Origin of the sequence: Pseudomonas sp. TUM22785 (assembly GCF_028198105.1) — a bacterium.
GTDB lineage: Bacteria > Pseudomonadota > Gammaproteobacteria > Pseudomonadales > Pseudomonadaceae > Metapseudomonas > Metapseudomonas solani.
In genome coordinates, this window is sequence record NZ_CP116239.1 from 4,484,146 (window position 1) to 4,500,372 (window position 16,227).

A 16,227-nucleotide genomic window follows, 5' to 3' on the forward strand; every position below is an offset into this window, starting at 1 on the left:
AAGAAAAGGCGCGCATTCTACGATGGCCCGGGTTACAGGTCGAACCGTGAAGGCCAGGAATTCGATGGTCAGTTTCCGAGAGACAGCCGTCACGACCGGCGGTATCGTCGCGCCATGAACGCATCCCTCCCCGCCGCCACCGGCCTGCACCTGCCCTACATCGAACCCTGGAGCTGGGAGCAGTTCCTGCGCCACTTCGCCCTGCGCCGCCTGCCCGGCGTCGAACGCATCGACGCCGCCAGCTACTGCCGCAGCTTCCGCCTCGGCGAGCTGCACGGCTGGTTCCGCGTGCGCCCCGGCGCCGGGCACCTCGCCCTGGAATTGAGCCCCTCGTGCATCGGCCGCGAGGCGGAACTGGTGGCGCGGGTGCGGCAGATGTTCGACCTCGACAGCGACCCCCTGGCCATCGCCCGGCACCTGCGCGGCGACCCGCAACTGCAACCCCTGCTGGAGCGCTACCCGGGCCTGCGCCTGCCGGTGGCCTTCGACCCCTTCGAGCAGGGCGTGCGCACCATCATCGGCCAGCAGGTGACGGTGAAGGCGGCGGTGACCATCGCCGGGCGCCTAGTGGAACGCCTCGGCGAGCCCCTGGCGGACTCCCCCGACGACGGCCCGCTGCGCCTGTTCCCCACCGCCCGCGCCATCGCCGATGACCCGCTGCCGGGTATCGGCATGCCCGGCAAGCGCGTGGAAACCCTGCGCCGCTTCGCCGACGCGGTGGCCTCCGGTGCCCTGGAACTCTCGGTGGCCGAAGGCGTCGAAGCCCTCATCGCACGGCTCTGCGCCCTGCCCGGCATCGGCCCCTGGACCGCCGAATACATCGCCCTGCGTGCCTTCGGCCAGCCGGACGCCTTCCCCACCGCCGACCTGGGCCTGCTCAAGTCACCCTTCTGGGGGGAAACCGGCATCAGCGCCAAGGCCCTGGCCAGCCGCGCCGAGCACTGGCGGCCGTGGCGCGCCTACGCCGCCGTCTACCTCTGGCACAGCTACGCATCGGAGAATTGATCCATGTACTTCCGCTATCAGGACAGCCCCATAGGCCCGCTGCTGCTGGCCGGCGACGAGGCCGGGCTGCGCCTGCTGCACATGGAGACCGAACAGTCCACGGCGCTGGACCCACTCTGGCAACCCGCCGCCCGCCAGCTGGACAAGGCCTGCCGCCAGCTGGACGAGTACTTCGCCGGCAAGCGCAAACGCTTCGACCTGCAGCTGGCGCCCCAGGGCACCGAGTTCCAGCGGGCCGCCTGGCAGGCGCTGCTGGAGATCCCCTACGGCCAGACCATCAGCTACGCCACCCAGGCCCTGCGCATCGGCCGGCCCAAGGCGGTACGCGCCATCGGCCTGGCCAACGGCGCCAACCCCATCGCGGTGATCATCCCCTGCCACCGGGTCATCGGCCGCGACGGCAGCCTCACCGGCTTCGGTGGCGGGCTGGAGCGCAAGGCCATTCTGTTGCGCCTGGAAGGCGCGGCGGTGCAGCCGGTGCAGGACCAGCTGCAGCTGATCTAGCGCGTCTAGTGCGGTGCGGGAATGCGTGCCAGGACCCGGGCCGGCTCGGTGAGAGGCAGCGCGACGATCAGGGCTTCATCCGGTGCCGCCGCCGTTCCCGTCAACGCCGCCATGTTCGCCCCGTGGGTCACCAGCACCAGCGGCAGGCCGCGCGGCAGTGCGTTGATGGCTTGGCGCATGCGCTGCATGGCGGCGGTATCACCCTCGAAGTAATCCAGCTCGGCCATGGGTTGTGACGCGCCCATGTGCAGTTCCAGGGCGGTGTCCTGGGTGCGGCACCAGCGCCCGGTGAAGAGGCGCGGCGCCTCGATCCAGTGGCTGCGCAGCAACTGGCCCCATTGCTGGGCCTGGTAGCGCCCGCCGCCGTCAAGGTTGCGCTGGGTGGTGCAATCGCCAAGGCGGAAGCTGTCCGGGTCGCCCGCACCCGGTGCGCTGGCGTGATGCATGAGAAACACCGCCTGGCCACTGCGCAAGGCAGCCCAGGCGGCGTCTTCAGAAGCGTGAACGGGCAGCGCCAGGCAGGCGCAGAGCAGCAGCCAGGCGCCGCGGCGCCGGCTCATATCCTCACATTGCCGCGGGGCCCGGCGATGGCCCAGATGATCAGGCCGATCACCGGCAGCAGCACGATCAGCAGGATCCACAACACCTTCATGCCGATTTCGACATTGCTTTTGATGACGTTGAGGATGGCCCAGATATCCAGGGCGAGGATGATCAGCCCGGCGAGGCTGTTGAGGATCGAACCCATGGCGATGCTCCTTATTGCGGGGGTTGTGAGTGCAGGATAGGTGAGCCTGGATCAACGGTGCAGGCGACGCGGCCCCATCCAGGCCCAGTTGAACAGCCCGAGCAGCGGGAACAGCAGCAACAGTGCGGTCCAGAGGACCTTCTGCTCGCGCCGCACACCGCTGCCCAGCACGTTGAACAGCGCCCAGGCGGTGAGCAGCAGGTACAGCGTGCCCAGCACGGCGTACAGGGTCATCGCGTGTTGGCTCATGGCGGGCTCCTGCAGGGTGGCTATCCAGTGTTAGGACACGGGCGCCGGCCAGGGTGTTCCCGGCACCGTTATCAAGGCTCCCACGCCGCGTCGGATGGCCCTACAATCGCGCCTTTCTCCCCCACCCAGGATGCACGCGTGCTCAAGGCCTTGCGCTTTCACCTCAACCAGCTCGCCTGGCTGGCCCTGGTCACCCTGGTGCTTGGCCAGTTCGGCCGCCTGCACTGGGGCCTGGAGCTGCTCAGTCACTTCATGCCGATCCAGGCGGTGGTGATGCTGGTCGGCGCTGCCGTGCAACCGCGCAATGCCTCCTCGCTACTGTTCGCCCTGTGCGGGCTGGGTGCCCTGGCCTGGTCGCTGACGCCGCTGCCTACCGAGCCCCTGGCGACCGATGCGCCCACGCGGCGCTTCCTCGCCTTCAACCTGAAGCTGGACAACGCGGATGCCGCCGCCGATGCCCGCTGGCTGGCGGAACAGAAGGCGGACCTGATCTTCGTCAGCGAAGCCACGCCCGCCTGGGCAGAGCAACTGGCCGCGCTGCGTCCCTTCGAGGCCTGCGCCCGCTACAGCGATTCGCCCTTCGGCCTGGCGCTGTTCTCGCGCCTGCCGCTGAAGCGCTGCCAGGTGCTGGAACTCACCGGCCCTGCCGCCGGCTACCCCTACCTGCGTGCCGAGCTGGAAGACGGCACGGTGGTCTTCGGCCTGCATCCACCGCCGCCGCTGGGAGCCGATCTGGCGCTGGCCCGTGACGAATCACTGCGGCAACTGGCGGAGCGTATCGCCGCCGAAGGGCCGGAAGTGGTCGTGCTGGGGGATCTCAACATCACCGCTTACTCACCGCGCCTGCGGGACTTTCTCGACAACGCCGGGCTGCGCCTGACCAGCCCGCGCATCCGCCCCACCTGGTGGCCGGGCATGCTCGGACTGGATCACATCCTGGTACGCGGCGAACGCCCGGTGCGCGCGGTGGGCACCCTGCCCTGGCGCGGCTCGGACCACCGCGCGGTGTGGCTGGACCAGTAAGGCCCGGCAGGGCTCAGGCGCGCGCCGGGTCGATCACCGCGAAGCTGGCCACGGTGGGGTGGCTGCCCAGCTCGCCGCCTTCGCGGGCCAGGCCGATGGTGGGCATGCCGGCCTGCTGGGCGGCGTCCAGTTCCTGCACCACATCGGAGAGGAAGAGGATGTCGCCGGCAGGCAAGCCGATGGCATCGGCAATGCGCCCATAGGACGCCGCCTCGCGCTTGGGCCCGGAGGTGGTGTCGAAGTAGCCGGAGAACAGCGGCGTCAGGTCGCCCGCCTCGGAGCAGCCGAAGATCAGCTTCTGCGCCTGGATCGAGCCGGAGGAATAGACGTACAGCGCATAGCCGTCCTGCTTCCAGCGTTTCAGCGCCTCCACCGCGTCCGGGTAGACATGCCCCTTGAGCTGGCCGGCAGCGTAGCCCTGCTCCCAGACCATGCCCTGCAGCGCCTTCAACGGCGTGGCCTTGCGGTCTTCGGCGATCCAGCCGAGGAGGATTTCCACCACCCGCAGCGGCTCGGCAGCCGGCTCACCGCTCTCCACCCGCACCGCCTGCAGCTGTTCGGCGACATCCGGCCGCTCGGCGTGGGTCAGCACGAACTCCGGCAGGTGGCGGGCGGCATAGGGAAAGAGCACGTCGAAGACGAAGCTGACGGCGCTGGTGGTGCCTTCGATGTCGGTGAGAATGGCTTTGATGGGCATGCAGGCTCCGGTGTCGCGTTATTCAATGGGCCCCGAAGGGGGCTGCGGGCAAGTATTAGACAGGCGCAGGCCGGGCGTAGGGTGGCCGTAGGGTGGCCGTAGGGTGGGCTTCAGCCCACCGCTCCCCCCCAGCACCGGAAGCTCAATCCTCCAACCGCGGGAACCGGCTGGCGATCTCCTCGCCGGTGAACTGAGCCACCCAGCCCTCGGGGTTGTTGAACAGGCGGATGGCGACGAAGTGCGGCTCCTCGCCCATGTCGAACCAGTGGCGGGTGCCGGCGGGCACCGAGATCAGGTCGTTCTTCTCGCAGAGCACGGCATAGACGTAGTCGTCGATGTGCAGGGTGAACAGGCCGCGCCCGGCGACGAAGAAACGCACTTCGTCCTCCGCATGGCGGTGCTCGTCGAGGAACTTGGCGCGCAGCTCGGCCTTCTGCGGGTGGCTGCGGTCGAGGCTGACCACGTCGACGGTGACGTAGCCGCGCTCCTTCATCAGCGCATCGATCTGCGGACGGTAGGCGGCGATCACCTCCTCCTGCGGGGCACCGGCGGTGATCGGCGCGCTGGCCTGCCAGCGCTCGAAGCGCACACCGACATCGGCGAGGGTGCTGGCGATGTCGTCGACATGGGTCAGTACCTTGTTCGGTACGTCGGGGCTGGTCTCGTGGTAGACGGTAAGGCTGCTCATCTGGCTACTCCTGGCGCCGCACTCCCGCTCTGGGGCGGGTCGGGCGAACGCACTATCGGTCATGCACCTTCGGAAGGAAGGAAGCGTCAGGCTCGGGTAATGGCGCGAACCTTCAGCTCGCACTCGAAAAGAAACTCGAAGGCTTCCACCTGGCGCAGCGCATCGCTCATGCGCGGGCCCCAGGTATAGAGGCCGTGGCCACGGATCAGGTAGCCCACGCAATCGGGGTGCTCGTCCAGCCAGGGCTGCACCTTGGCGGCGAGGCGGGCGATGTCCTGGTCGTTGTCGAAGATCGGCACCAGCACCTGGGATTCGTGGGTGGCGATGCCGCTGAAGGCTTTCTGCAGCTCGTAGTCGGCGAACACCAGGGAGTCGGCCAGGGTCATGCGCGAGAGCACGGTGGCGTTCACCGAGTGGGTGTGCAGCACGGCGCCGATCTCCGGCTTCCAGCGGTACAGCTGGGTGTGCAGCAGGGTTTCGGCGGAGGGCTTCTTGCCCGGCTCCAGGCTGTTGCCGTCGAGGTCGGTGGCGAGGACGTCGTCCAGGCCCAGTTCGCCCTTGTGCTTGCCGGAAACGGTCAGCAGCGCCTGGTCGGCGGACAGCCGCGTGGAGTAGTTGCTGCTGGTGGCCGGCGACCAGCCGCGGCCATACAGGAAGCGGCCGGCATCGATGATCTGCTGGGCGAGTTGTTGGCGGTTCATGCCCGCTCCTCTTTCAATTGAGTGGCAATGATAACGGCAGCGGCCAGGGCTGCCAGGGCTGCCAGGCTGGCGATCGCGAAGGTCCATGAGGCGCCCAGGCTGGTCCAGCTGTAACCCGAGTACAGGGCCCCGAGCGCGCCGCCGGTGCCGGCGAGTGCCGCGTAGAGCGCCTGGCCCTGGCCTTGCTGCTGCGGGCCGAACTGGCGTTGCACGAAATGGATGGCCGCCGCATGGAAGCTGCCGAAGGTCGCCGCATGGAGCACTTGGGCGAACAGCAGCACCGCGAGGTTGTCGGCGAAATGGCCCAGCAGCAGCCAGCGCAACGCCGCGAGCAGGAAGCTCGCAGCCAGCACCTGGCGCACCGAGAACCGCGCGAGGATGCGCGCCATCACCAGGAACATCAAGACCTCGGCCACCACGCCCAGCGCCCAGAGCTGGCCGATGAAACCACGCGGGTAGCCGAGGGCTTCCAGGTAGATGGTCTGGAAGGTGTAGTAAGGCCCGTGGGACAGCTGCATCAGCCCCACGCACAGGTAGAACGCCAGCACGCCCGGCTGGCGCAGCTGGGCGATGAAGCCGCCCTGCTCCAGGCCGTTGTCGCGGGCCAGCGGCGTGGCGTTGGGCACCCACCAGCTGCTTGCGACGATGCCGGCCATGATGACCACCAGCGCCAGCGGGTAGACGTCCAGGCTGAACACCTCGAAGGCCTTGCCCAGACCGACCACGGTGAGGATGAAGCCGATGGAGCCCCACAGGCGGATCTGGCTGTAGCGCGCCGCCTGCTCCTTGAGGTGCGCCAGGGTGATCACCTCGAACTGCGGCAGCACCGCGTGCCAGAAGAAGGCGTGCAGGGCCATGATCATCGCCAGCCAGGCGTAGCTCTTGTCGATGAAGATCAGGGCGAAGGTGCACAGGGTGCAGAGCGCGCCGAAGCGCACGATGGCCAGGCGCCGACCGCTGCGATCACCCAGCCAGCCCCAGAGATTGGGAGCCACGCAGCGCATCAGCATGGGGATGGCCACCAGCTCGCCGATGCGCGCCGGGGAGAAGCCCAGGTGGGCGAAGTACAGCCCGAGGAAGGGCGCCGTGGCGCCCAGCAGGGCGAAGTAGAACAGGTAGAAACCGGACAGCCGCCAATAAGGCAGCGCGCTGCCCGTCACAGCTGGCCGAGCACCGGGGTGGCGACCTGCACGCCGGCGTTCTGGCCGCGATGGCGCAGCAGGTGGTCCATCAGCACGATGGCCATCATGGCTTCGGCGATGGGCGTGGCGCGGATGCCGACGCAGGGGTCGTGGCGGCCCTTGGTGATCACGTCCACCGGGTTGCCGTCGACATCGATGGAGCGGCCCGGGGTGGTGATGCTGGAGGTGGGCTTGAGCGCCAGGTGGGCGACGATCGGCTGGCCCGAGGAAATGCCGCCGAGGATGCCGCCGGCGTTGTTGCTGAGGAAGCCCTCCGGGGTCAGCTCGTCGCGGTGCTCGGTGCCGCGCTGGGCGACGCTGGCGAAACCGGCGCCGATCTCCACGCCCTTCACCGCGTTGATGCTCATCAGCGCATGGGCCAGTTCGGCGTCCAGGCGGTCGAAGATCGGCTCGCCCAGGCCCGGCATCACGCCTTCGGCGACCACGGTGATCTTGGCGCCGACGGAGTCCTGGTCACGGCGCAGCTGGTCCATGTAGGCCTCCAGTTCCGGCACCTTGTCCGGGTCGGGGCTGAAGAAGGCGTTCTGCTCCACCGAATCCCAGGTCTTGAAGGGGATCTCGATCGGGCCGAGCTGGCTCATGTAGCCGCGCACGCTGATGCCCAGGGTGGCCAGGTACTTCTTGGCGATGGCGCCGGCGGCGACGCGCATCGCGGTCTCGCGCGCCGAGGAACGGCCGCCGCCACGGTAGTCGCGGATGCCGTACTTGTGGTGGTAGGTGTAGTCGGCGTGGGCCGGGCGGAACAGGTCCTTGATCGCCGAGTAGTCCTTGGACTTCTGGTCGGTGTTGCGGATCAGCAGGCCGATGGAGCAGCCGGTGGTACGGCCTTCGAAGACGCCGGAGAGGATTTCCACCTCGTCGGCTTCCTGGCGCTGGGTGGTGTGGCGGCTGGTGCCCGGCTTGCGGCGGTCGAGGTCACGTTGCAGATCGTCCAGGGAAAGCTCCAGCCCCGGCGGGCAGCCGTCGACGATGGCGACCAGCGCCGGGCCGTGGCTTTCGCCAGCCGTGGTGACGGTGAACAGCTTGCCGTAGGTGTTGCCGGACATGCACAGTGCTCCGCTTAAATTGGGCCTCGAAGAAAGGCCGAGGAGTATACCTGCGGCGCCCGGCCAGTTCACCCACGAACCTTGCGCCGGCGCCGGCGTCCAAGCCACATCGCCGTACCCGGAACCCTTCATGCCACGCCTCCGCCCCCTGCTCGCCCTCCTCTTCCTGACCTTCACCGGCACCGCCCTGGCCGACCCCTGGACCATCCTCCAGCGCCCCATCGAGCTGGAGACTGCCTCCGGCACCCTGCACGGCACCCTGCTGCGGCCCAAGACCGACGCGCCGGTGCCGGTGGCGATGCTGCTGGCCGGCTCCGGCCCCACCGACCGCAACGGCAACAACCCCATGGGCGGGCGCAACGACAGCCTGAAGAAGCTCGCCGAGCTGCTGGCGCGCAACGGCATCGCCAGCGTGCGCTACGACAAGCGCGGTATCGCCGCGAGCCAGGCCGCCGGCCCCGACGAGCGGCAACTGAGCGTCGACCTTTATGTGGCCGATGCGGTGGCCTGGGGTCACAAGCTGAAGGCCGACCCGCGCTTCTCGCGGCTGGTGCTGATCGGCCACAGCGAGGGCGCCTTGATCGCCAGCCTGGCCGCGCCGGGTGCCGGGGCCGATGCGCTGGTGTCCATCGCCGGCAGCGCCCGCCCCATCGACGCGCTGTTGCGCGAGCAGCTGCAGCAGCGCTTGCCACCGCCGCTGATGGCCCGCAGCGACGAAATCCTCGCCAGCCTCAAGGCCGGGCATCAGGTGCTGCGCGTGCCCAAGCCGCTGCTGGTACTCTACCGCCCCAGCGTGCAGCCCTACCTCATCTCGCTGTTCGCCAAGGATCCGGCCGCCGCCTTCACCGCCGTAAAGGTGCCGGCGCTGATCGTCCAGGGCAGCCACGACATCCAGGTGAGCGTGGGCGACGCCCGCGCCCTGCAGGCGATCCGCCCGGATGCCGAGCTGGCGATCATCCCTGGCATGAACCACATCCTGCGCATCACCCCGGCGGATGCCCGCGACCCGCTCGCCACCTATAATTCCCCGGGCCTGCCCCTGGCCCGCGAGCTCGGTGAGCGCCTGGTCGCCTTCATCGAGCGGCTGCCCTCCAGCGACGGCAAAAGCAGCCGATAAGGGACAGGTCAGCGCGCCGCCATGGGGCCCGCTGCGCCCAGCCACAGGATTGCGCTCGATGACCGAAGACGAAACCGAACAGACGGAAACCGCCGAACCCATAGCCCAGCCACACCCGTGGACGGACCTGGAGCCGGAGCGTTTCCAGCTGCTGCGCCTGGCCCCGCTGCCCACCGACAGGCAGACCGGCGCGCGGCCGTTGCGCTTCGTTCAGTTCGGCGAGGTGGAACGCCACAGCGCCGACCAGAGCGTGCTGCACCTGAGCCTGCACCTGCCCGGCCAGCGGGTGCGCAAGGAGCAGAACCTGTTCGAGGTCTGGGCCGACCACCGCAGCAAGGAGGTGCGTTTCGGCGCCGACAGCGGCCTGCAGCTGGAACCGCAGAACCGTGGCCTGGGCCGCTTCCTGCTGGCACGCGGCATCGGCTGGGCCCGGCGCCACTGGCCGCACTACAAGGTCGAAGGCGGCGCCCTGGCGGCCAAGGACGCGGTGGCCGAAGAATTCCGCCTGCGCCGCGATCACTTCCTCAAGGCCCAGGGGTTCGAGGTCACCTACCTCGACGCCCTGCAGCTCAAGGCCGAATACCGTGCCGGGCGCGTCAGCGAGCTGCACGAGGACTGGAACAAGGAAAAGGTGCAGGTCGTCGACATGCTCGACGCCGCCGCCATGCTCCAGCAGGCCGACCACAACCTGCACCAGCAGGAGATCGAGATCCGCAAGCTGCAGGATCGGGTCAACGCCTTCCAGCGCGAGGACAGCGGCCTGCGCTTCACCATCGCCTGCCTGGTGGTGTTCGCGGTGTTCCAGGCCGGGCTGCTGATCTGGATCGCCACCCACTGAACCTGCGCTCAACCCAGCAAAGCCCTATGCGGCAATCCCTGTAGGTCGGGTGCAACCCGACACGCGGGTTTCACCCGCCCTACGTCCCCCCAAAATGCCCAGGCATGAAAAAGCCCGTCGCCTGGCGGGGACGGGCTTTCGGACTTGCCGTGGCTCAGCCGTTCAGGCGCGAGCGGAACAGCGCCTGGTGCTCGCGGCACTGGCTGGCACTGAGCAGGAACACGCCGTGGCCGCCATGGGCGAACTCCAGCCAGGTGAAGTCCACTTCCGGGTACAGGGCTTCGACGTGCACCTGGCTGTTGCCCACTTCGATGATCAGCGTGCCGCGCTCGGTGAGGTGGTCGGCGGCCTCGGCCAGCATCCGGCGCACCAGGTCCAGCCCATCGTCGCCGCAGGCCAGGCCCATGGCCGGCTCGTGCTGGAACTCCTCGGGCATGTCGGCGAAGTCTTCGGCGTCCACATAGGGCGGGTTGGACAGGATCAGGTCGAAACGCTGGTTCGGCAGCCCCTCGAAACCGTCGCCCTGGACGGTGAAGACGCGGTCTTCCAGGTCATGCCGCTCGATGTTCAGGTTGGCGACTTCCAGCGCATCGAAGGACAGGTCGGCCAGCACCACTTCGGCATTGGGGAAGGCATGGGCCGCGGCGATACCGATGCAGCCGGAACCGGTGCACAGGTCGAGGATGCGCGCGGGCTCGGCGGCCAGCCAGGGTTCGAAGCTCTGCTGGATCAGCTCGGCGATGGGGGAACGCGGCACCAGCACGCGCTCGTCCACCACGAAGGGCATGCCGCAGAACCAGGCCTCGCCCAGCAGATAGGCCACCGGCACGCGCTCGAGAATGCGGCGGCGCAGCAGCGCCTGGACGTGGGCGCGCTCGTCGTCTTCCAGGCGGCAATCGAGGTAGCTGTCGGCCACTTCATAAGGCAGGTGCAGCGCGCCCAGCACCAGCTGGCGCGCTTCGTCCCAGGCGTTGTCGGTGCCATGACCGAAGAACAGGTTTTCCGCATGGAAACGGCTGACCGCCCAGCGGATGTGATCACGCAGGGTGCGCAAACGGGACTCGGACACGAAGACGACCTCAGAAAACTCGGGTGGGTGATTCTACACCCGTCGGCTCAGGGCTTGCGACGCGTTGGCGGGCCGGGCTCTTCCTCGCGCTCGCGACGCAACTCGCGCATCACCGCGATGGACACGGCCAAGGCGAAGAGCAACCAGAAATAAGCGGGGACCTCAGAGAAATCGGGCATGGGCAGCTCCTTCTGCGGGGGGCTTCGCGTCCTGCGAAACACACCGATAGTGCACGGCCGCCCGGCGATCGACAAGTCAGTTGCGCGACATGGTTCACTTATCGCTCCGCTCGGCGGACAATGGCCGACAAAGCCGTACCGGAGATTCGCATGTCCGCCCCCAAATCCATGTTCCAACTGAGTGGCCGCGGCTACCCGCCTGCCAGCCTGAACAACGCCACCCTGGTGATCATAGACGCGCAGGAGGAGTACCGCAGCGGCGTTCTCGCCCTGCCCGGCCTGGATGCCGCGCTGGAGGAGATCGCCACCCTGCTGGCAGCCGCCCGCGCCATCGGCAGCGCCGTGGTCCACGTCAAGCACCTGGGCGTTCCCGGCGGCCTGCTCGACCCCCAGGGCGAACGTGGCCAGCACCTCCCCGAAGTCGCCCCGCTGCCGGGCGAGACCGTGGTCGAGAAGCGCCTGCCCAACGCCTTCGCCGGCACCGAGCTGCATGACCGCCTGCAGGACATCGGCCACCTGGACCTGGTGGTCTGCGGCTTCATGACCCATTCCAGCGTCAGCACCACCGTGCGTGCCGCCAAGGACTACGGCTACCGCTGCACCCTGGTCAGCGCCGCCTGCGCCACCCGCGACCTGCCCACTGTCGATGGCGGCGTGATCAGCGCCGACGAGATGCACCGCGTCGAAGTCATCGCCCTCGCCGACAACTTCGCCAGCGTCGTGCCCCACGCCCGCGCCCTGGCCTGAGCCTGAGCGCTACACATCTCGCGACATCCAATCGGGCGAACGACCGGAACCCCGCTGACAGGCGCCGGTCATACGCCCGATTGCCAATGAGGACGTCCGGATGAAGTTATCCGATGGTTTCGATGCCCGCCGCCTGCGTCCACGTGGGCCGGGCAGCTGGCGCTGGCGTATCGCTGCGGCCTTCGCTGCGCTGGTCGCCAGTTTCGGCATCCTGCTCGCCATGGCCGGCGCCGCCACCCTGCTCGGCCGCCCGCCGGCGCTGGGTACGTTGAATGACAGCACGGGTTCCGCCGTGACCCTGCTGGTGATCGGCCTGCTGTGCCTCTGGTTCGGCGTCGCCGGCTGGCGCATCGCCCGCCGCCGTTCGCGCCGCCGCAACGACCTGAGCCTGTCCCCCGGGCTGATGAAGAAACGCGACTGACGCCCAGGCGCTGGGTAAACTAGGCCTCCTTCGTGGAGGCCTTATGCAAGACGACGACTTTTCCCTGTTCAACGAGCAGATGCGTGGTGTGAAGCGCATCCAGCACGACCGTGCCGACACCGGCAAGCCGAAGGCCGATCGCAAGCAGGTCGCCAGCCTGCGTCAGAATGCGACCCAGATAACCGAATCGACCAAGGTGGACGGCCTCTCCGACCTGTTCGTCATCGATGTTGGTGCCGAGGACGAACTGCACTGGGCCCGCGACGGCGTCCAGGAAGGCCAGATGCGCAAGCTCAAGCTGGGCCAGATCGGCTTCGAAGGCAGCCTCGACCTGCACGGCATGAGCGTGGAAAAAGCCCGCGAAACCCTGTGGGACTTTTTCGCCGAAGCGGCGAAATTCGAAATCCGCTGCGTGCGCATCACCCACGGCAAGGCGGCACGCCTGGATGGCAAGCGCCCGCTGATCAAGAGCCACGTCAACACCTGGCTGCGCCAGCACCCGCAGGTGCTGGGCTTCACCTCCTGCCTGCCGCGCCACGGTGGCACCGGCGCAGTCTATGTGATGCTGCGCCGCACCATGCTCGAAGGCCGCGACGAGTAGTCAGCGCGGAAATCGCGGCACGCCCGCTTCCCGCTCCACGCCGGTGCCGTTCACCACGAACGACACCGCGTGGTAGAAGCCGACCAGCATCAGGCACTCGATCAACTGCTCCTCGCTGAAGTGCGAGGCCAGCCGTTGCCACAGCCCCTCCTCCACCTGCGCCGAGCGGTTCAACCCATCGGCCAGCTCCATCAGCGCCAGTTCGGCCGCGCTCCAGAGCGCCGGGTCAGGCCGTTCGCTGCAACTGTCGGCCACCTGCTCCGCGCTGAACCCTGCACGCTCGGCGAAGAAGGCCACGTGCACGCCCCATTCGTACTCGGCCCGGCAGCGGGCGGTGGTGCGTAGGATCAGCACCTCGCGCTCGCACAGGGTGATGCTGCCGGGGTCCAGCAGGCCGCCGGCGATCAGCCGCTGCAGGACGCGGGGGTTGCGCGCCATGCTGCGGAACAGCTTGAGCGGCGGCACGCCGGGCGGCATGACCTTATCGAAGGCGGCCTGCACGGCCGGGCCATAGGGGGCATCGAGGGGTTGGATACGCGCAGTGCTCATGGCCGGATCTCCTGTCGGGCTGTTACGCTACGCAAAACGTAGCAGCAAAGCGTTCCGTCTGCTACTAAAAAAGTAGCAAGGAATCCGATCATGACCCTTCCCCTCCCCGGCAAACCGGTTCGCGGCTCCACCAGCGGCCGCCCGATCATGGCCCTGCTGGACCTCCTCGGCCGTCGCTGGAGCCTGCGCATCCTCTGGGAACTGCACCAGGGCCCGGCCACCTTCCGTGAACTCCAGGCACGCTGCGAAGGCCTCTCGCCCTCCGTGCTCAATACCCGCATGGGCGAGTTGCGCGAGGCGCTGCTGGTCGACCTGGGGGATGCCGGCTATCGGCTCAGCGAGAATGGCTACGAGTTGATCCAGCGCTGCCTGCCCCTCGCCGAGTGGGCTGAAACCTGGGCCGAACGCCTGCCGCCACCCTCGGCCGAATGACGCTGCCCGTGCCCGGCGACGGGCGGCGATGGCGCTCGGCGGGAGCCTCACTATCCTCTGGAAGCCCTGCTGAGGGCTTGCTGTAGGGCCGCCATCGGTCCCCCCAAATTCAACTGATGGCGGCCTTTTCTTCCCTCCCGAACGCCCCTGACAGCGCACCGATAAAAATAAATCTGGGTTATTCCGGCAAGAGGAGTATGGTGGGCGCACTGGATGCAACGTGTCATTGCGATTTCTGACCTGATGTAACGATTCCCATCTTTCATCTCCTCGGCTTCTTTCGCTCTTCGCTCTCAGTCTCGACCCGGATGTCCCGGCGTCGATGCCCTATATATTTCCCTGGAGATACATCATGTCCGCACGTCAAACCGGCACCGTCAAATGGTTCAACGATGAAAAAGGCTTCGGCTTCATCACCCCCCAGGAAGGCCCGGACCTCTTCGTTCACTACCGCTCCATCGAAAGCGCCGGCTTCAAATCCCTGGCTGAAGGCCAGCAGGTGAGCTACCTCGTCGCCAAAGGCCCGAAAGGCCTGCAAGCCGAGCAAGTTCAGGTGGTCTAACCCCCACCTCGAAAGAAGCCCCGGGTTTCCGGGGCTTTTTTTTGCCTTCTCTTTTTTCAGCGCAGCGGAGCGACATGCCAGGCTATCTGATCAAGACCAATACCTTCCGGGTGGGCGGCAGGGACTTCCACATGCAATCGCTGCTGGATGCCGAGCAGTTCCACGACCCGCTGGGCGAGGCTGCCGACCTGGGCATCACCGCCGATACCTGGGCGCTGTTCGGCCAGGTGTGGCCGGCAGGCGAAGTGCTGGCCCAGACGATGGCGACCCGCGACCTCACCGGCTTGCGCGTGCTGGAAGTCGGCGCCGGGCTCTGCCTGGCCAGCCTGGTGGGCCACCAGCGCGGCGGCGACATGACCGCCAGCGACATCCACCCGCTGATCCCCACCTTCCTCGCCGAGAACGCACGCCTCAACGGCCTGCCGCCAATGCGCTACGAAACCTGCGACTGGGGCGGCACCGAGGCGTTCGGCGAATTCGACCTGATCATCGGCAGCGACCTGCTCTATGACCATGACAACCAGGCCGATCTGGCCGACTTCATCGACCGCCATTCCGCAAGCTCCGTGGAAGTGCTGCTGGTCGACCCGGATCGCCAGGGCCAGCAGGCCTTCCATGACGAGATGGCCGAGCTCGGCTACGGCATGGACATCAGCCACGCCGACTGCATGCTGGCCAACGGCGAGCGCTTCAAGGGCTCCTACCTGCACTTCAGCCGAGGCGCCGTCGCCGCCTGAGCCCTTGCATGGCGCATACGGATACCCGGGCGCAACGGCGCCCGCAGTACAATTGCCGCCTCGCCCAGGCGACCCGACGCGTCGTGGCGGGTATGATGCCCGCCTCTATCGCCACTCGATCCGGCCATAGCGTGCAGAAGCTGTCCCGAGCCCACCACGATGGGCAAGCGGTGCGGCCCCCGAAAGGGAGGCCCACGAAGGGCACGCTGATATTCCACTAGCCCCTGGAAGCCCCATGGAATCTAGCAATCAGAAACTCGAGCAACACTACACCGCGATCCTCGGCCAGCTCGGCGAGGACGTCTCCCGCGAAGGCCTGCTGGACACCCCCAAGCGTGCCGCCAAGGCCATGCAGTACCTCTGCCGCGGCTACGAGCAGACGCTGGAGGAGGTCACCAACGGTGCACTGTTCAGCTCCGACAACAGCGAAATGGTGCTGGTGAAGGACATCGAGCTGTACTCCCTGTGCGAACACCACCTGCTGCCCTTCATCGGCAAAGCCCACGTCGCCTACCTGCCGAGCGGCAAGGTGCTGGGCCTGTCCAAGGTCGCGCGCATCGTCGACATGTACGCCCGCCGCCTGCAGATCCAGGAAAACCTCAGCCGCCAGATCGCCGAGGCCGTGCAGCAGGTCACCGGTGCCGCCGGTGTCGCCGTGGTCATCGAAGCCCAGCACATGTGCATGATGATGCGCGGCGTGGAGAAGCAGAACTCCTCCATGGTCACCTCGGTGATGCTCGGCGAGTTCCGCCAGAACGCCGCGACCCGCAGCGAGTTCCTCAGCCTGATCCGCTGAGTCGCGCGCCCATGAAAAAACCGGCCTCGGCCGGTTTTTTCGTTTATCGGGTTTCAGGATTCGAGGTGGGCTCTTCTCGCGAGTAAAAGTCCACGTGGCTTTGCTTTTTGCCCCCCCTATAAGGGAGGCGCAATCAGACCTTGGAGCAAGCAGCCGCCGCTCACTCCGGACGTAGGGTGTGCTGCGCGCACCTCGGACTCGCCGGAAGCACCGCGCGGAGGTGCGCACGGCACACCCTACGACACGCGTTCATCCTGTAGGGCTCTCAATTCAAATCGTCACAGGCAGAGCCGATGACTCATGACCACGCCCCAAG

At 67.5% G+C, this 16,227-nt stretch carries 23 protein-coding genes; 12 read left to right on the forward strand and 11 right to left on the reverse strand.

Annotated elements, in window-relative coordinates; translation table 11 throughout:
• Window positions 1-114: 114 nt before the first annotated feature.
• Both PI990_RS20325 and PI990_RS20330 read left to right on the forward strand, forming a co-directional pair.
• Window positions 115-1,005, forward strand: a complete 891-nt coding sequence (locus tag PI990_RS20325; protein WP_021222653.1) for a DNA-3-methyladenine glycosylase family protein — start codon at window positions 115-117, stop codon at window positions 1,003-1,005.
• 3 nt (window positions 1,006-1,008) lie between these two features.
• Window positions 1,009-1,509 carry a methylated-DNA--[protein]-cysteine S-methyltransferase gene (locus tag PI990_RS20330; protein WP_263402153.1) on the forward strand — a complete coding sequence of 167 codons (501 nt, stop codon included), beginning with the start codon at window positions 1,009-1,011 and terminating at the stop codon, window positions 1,507-1,509.
• A 5-nt stretch (window positions 1,510-1,514) separates the two neighbouring features.
• On the opposite strand, the gene PI990_RS20335 is transcribed toward PI990_RS20330, so the two are convergent.
• From PI990_RS20335 to PI990_RS20345, 3 genes are read right to left on the reverse strand one after another with little or no spacing between them, the layout of a single operon-like run.
• Window positions 1,515-2,069: a histidine phosphatase family protein gene (locus PI990_RS20335; RefSeq protein WP_271658281.1), complete on the reverse strand. Its 555-nt coding sequence runs from the start codon at window positions 2,067-2,069 to the stop codon at window positions 1,515-1,517.
• Window positions 2,066-2,257 (reverse strand): PLDc N-terminal domain-containing protein, encoded by a 192-nt coding sequence (locus PI990_RS20340; RefSeq protein WP_043244146.1) that lies wholly within the window; start codon window positions 2,255-2,257, stop codon window positions 2,066-2,068. The genes PI990_RS20335 and PI990_RS20340 overlap by 4 nt, the downstream gene beginning before the upstream one ends.
• Window positions 2,258-2,308: 51 nt before the next feature.
• On the reverse strand, window positions 2,309-2,506 hold the full coding sequence (locus PI990_RS20345; protein WP_021222657.1) for a PLDc N-terminal domain-containing protein: 198 nt from the start codon (window positions 2,504-2,506) through the stop codon (window positions 2,309-2,311).
• Between the two features lie 138 nt (window positions 2,507-2,644).
• Between PI990_RS20345 and PI990_RS20350 the strand changes: the two genes are divergently transcribed.
• The gene (locus tag PI990_RS20350) at window positions 2,645-3,529 is read left to right on the forward strand and encodes an endonuclease/exonuclease/phosphatase family protein (protein ID WP_271658282.1); all 885 of its coding nucleotides are present in this window, start codon (window positions 2,645-2,647) and stop codon (window positions 3,527-3,529) included.
• 13 nt (window positions 3,530-3,542) lie between these two features.
• Here PI990_RS20350 and mtnC read toward each other — a convergent pair whose 3' ends face one another.
• The 5 genes from mtnC to aroC all read right to left on the reverse strand — a co-directional run bounded on the left by mtnC (window position 3,543) and on the right by aroC (window position 7,863).
• The gene (gene mtnC, locus PI990_RS20355) at window positions 3,543-4,226 is read right to left on the reverse strand and encodes an acireductone synthase (protein WP_184490883.1); all 684 of its coding nucleotides are present in this window, start codon (window positions 4,224-4,226) and stop codon (window positions 3,543-3,545) included.
• Between the two features lie 142 nt (window positions 4,227-4,368).
• A complete protein-coding gene (locus PI990_RS20360) occupies window positions 4,369-4,914 on the reverse strand; it encodes a 1,2-dihydroxy-3-keto-5-methylthiopentene dioxygenase (protein WP_021222660.1) in 546 nt (181 codons plus the stop codon).
• 86 nt (window positions 4,915-5,000) lie between these two features.
• Window positions 5,001-5,615, reverse strand: coding sequence for a methylthioribulose 1-phosphate dehydratase (locus PI990_RS20365; protein WP_021222661.1), 615 nt, complete (start codon window positions 5,613-5,615; stop codon window positions 5,001-5,003).
• A complete protein-coding gene (locus PI990_RS20370; RefSeq protein WP_271658283.1) occupies window positions 5,612-6,775 on the reverse strand; it encodes an MFS transporter in 1,164 nt (387 codons plus the stop codon). Before PI990_RS20370 ends, PI990_RS20365 begins: the two co-directional genes overlap by 4 nt.
• Window positions 6,772-7,863, reverse strand: coding sequence for a chorismate synthase (gene aroC, locus PI990_RS20375; RefSeq protein ID WP_021222663.1), 1,092 nt, complete (start codon window positions 7,861-7,863; stop codon window positions 6,772-6,774). Before aroC ends, PI990_RS20370 begins: the two co-directional genes overlap by 4 nt.
• A 130-nt stretch (window positions 7,864-7,993) precedes the next feature.
• On the opposite strand from aroC, the gene PI990_RS20380 reads away from it, so the two are divergent.
• Together PI990_RS20380 and PI990_RS20385 are read left to right on the forward strand one after the other, a co-directional pair.
• Window positions 7,994-8,980 carry an alpha/beta hydrolase gene (locus PI990_RS20380; protein ID WP_271658284.1) on the forward strand — a complete coding sequence of 329 codons (987 nt, stop codon included), beginning with the start codon at window positions 7,994-7,996 and terminating at the stop codon, window positions 8,978-8,980.
• Window positions 8,981-9,038: 58 nt separating this feature from the next.
• Window positions 9,039-9,818 carry a hypothetical protein gene (locus tag PI990_RS20385; protein WP_271658285.1) on the forward strand — a complete coding sequence of 260 codons (780 nt, stop codon included), beginning with the start codon at window positions 9,039-9,041 and terminating at the stop codon, window positions 9,816-9,818.
• A 154-nt stretch (window positions 9,819-9,972) separates the two neighbouring features.
• On the opposite strand, the gene prmB is transcribed toward PI990_RS20385, so the two are convergent.
• The gene (gene prmB, locus PI990_RS20390; RefSeq protein WP_031289021.1) at window positions 9,973-10,887 is read right to left on the reverse strand and encodes a 50S ribosomal protein L3 N(5)-glutamine methyltransferase; all 915 of its coding nucleotides are present in this window, start codon (window positions 10,885-10,887) and stop codon (window positions 9,973-9,975) included.
• Window positions 10,888-10,934: 47 nt separating this feature from the next.
• Window positions 10,935-11,066, reverse strand: coding sequence for a hypothetical protein (locus PI990_RS20395; RefSeq protein WP_263402161.1), 132 nt, complete (start codon window positions 11,064-11,066; stop codon window positions 10,935-10,937).
• Window positions 11,067-11,216: 150 nt separating this feature from the next.
• Here PI990_RS20395 and PI990_RS20400 point away from each other — a divergent pair, with 150 nt between their 5' ends.
• The 3 genes from PI990_RS20400 (at window position 11,217) to PI990_RS20410 (ending at window position 12,835) form a co-directional block, all read left to right on the forward strand.
• Entirely contained in the window at window positions 11,217-11,813 is a 597-nt protein-coding gene (locus PI990_RS20400; RefSeq protein ID WP_271658286.1) for a cysteine hydrolase family protein, read from the forward strand.
• 100 nt (window positions 11,814-11,913) lie between these two features.
• Window positions 11,914-12,234, forward strand: coding sequence for a hypothetical protein (locus PI990_RS20405; protein WP_271658287.1), 321 nt, complete (start codon window positions 11,914-11,916; stop codon window positions 12,232-12,234).
• A gap of 43 nt (window positions 12,235-12,277) precedes the next feature.
• Window positions 12,278-12,835: a Smr/MutS family protein gene (locus tag PI990_RS20410; protein ID WP_043244135.1), complete on the forward strand. Its 558-nt coding sequence runs from the start codon at window positions 12,278-12,280 to the stop codon at window positions 12,833-12,835.
• Here PI990_RS20410 and PI990_RS20415 read toward each other — a convergent pair whose 3' ends face one another.
• Window positions 12,836-13,384, reverse strand: a complete 549-nt coding sequence (locus PI990_RS20415; RefSeq protein WP_271658288.1) for a carboxymuconolactone decarboxylase family protein — start codon at window positions 13,382-13,384, stop codon at window positions 12,836-12,838.
• A gap of 90 nt (window positions 13,385-13,474) precedes the next feature.
• On the opposite strand from PI990_RS20415, the gene PI990_RS20420 reads away from it, so the two are divergent.
• The 4 genes from PI990_RS20420 (at window position 13,475) to folE (ending at window position 15,911) form a co-directional block, all read left to right on the forward strand.
• Complete coding sequence (locus PI990_RS20420) at window positions 13,475-13,816, forward strand: winged helix-turn-helix transcriptional regulator (protein WP_271658289.1); 342 nt, start codon at window positions 13,475-13,477, stop codon at window positions 13,814-13,816.
• Between the two features lie 352 nt (window positions 13,817-14,168).
• Window positions 14,169-14,378: a cold-shock protein gene (locus PI990_RS20425; RefSeq protein ID WP_184490871.1), complete on the forward strand. Its 210-nt coding sequence runs from the start codon at window positions 14,169-14,171 to the stop codon at window positions 14,376-14,378.
• Between the two features lie 74 nt (window positions 14,379-14,452).
• A complete protein-coding gene (locus PI990_RS20430; RefSeq protein ID WP_271658290.1) occupies window positions 14,453-15,115 on the forward strand; it encodes a class I SAM-dependent methyltransferase in 663 nt (220 codons plus the stop codon).
• A gap of 235 nt (window positions 15,116-15,350) precedes the next feature.
• Window positions 15,351-15,911, forward strand: coding sequence for a GTP cyclohydrolase I FolE (gene folE, locus PI990_RS20435; RefSeq protein ID WP_184490867.1), 561 nt, complete (start codon window positions 15,351-15,353; stop codon window positions 15,909-15,911).
• The last annotated feature ends 316 nt before the right edge of the window (window positions 15,912-16,227 follow it).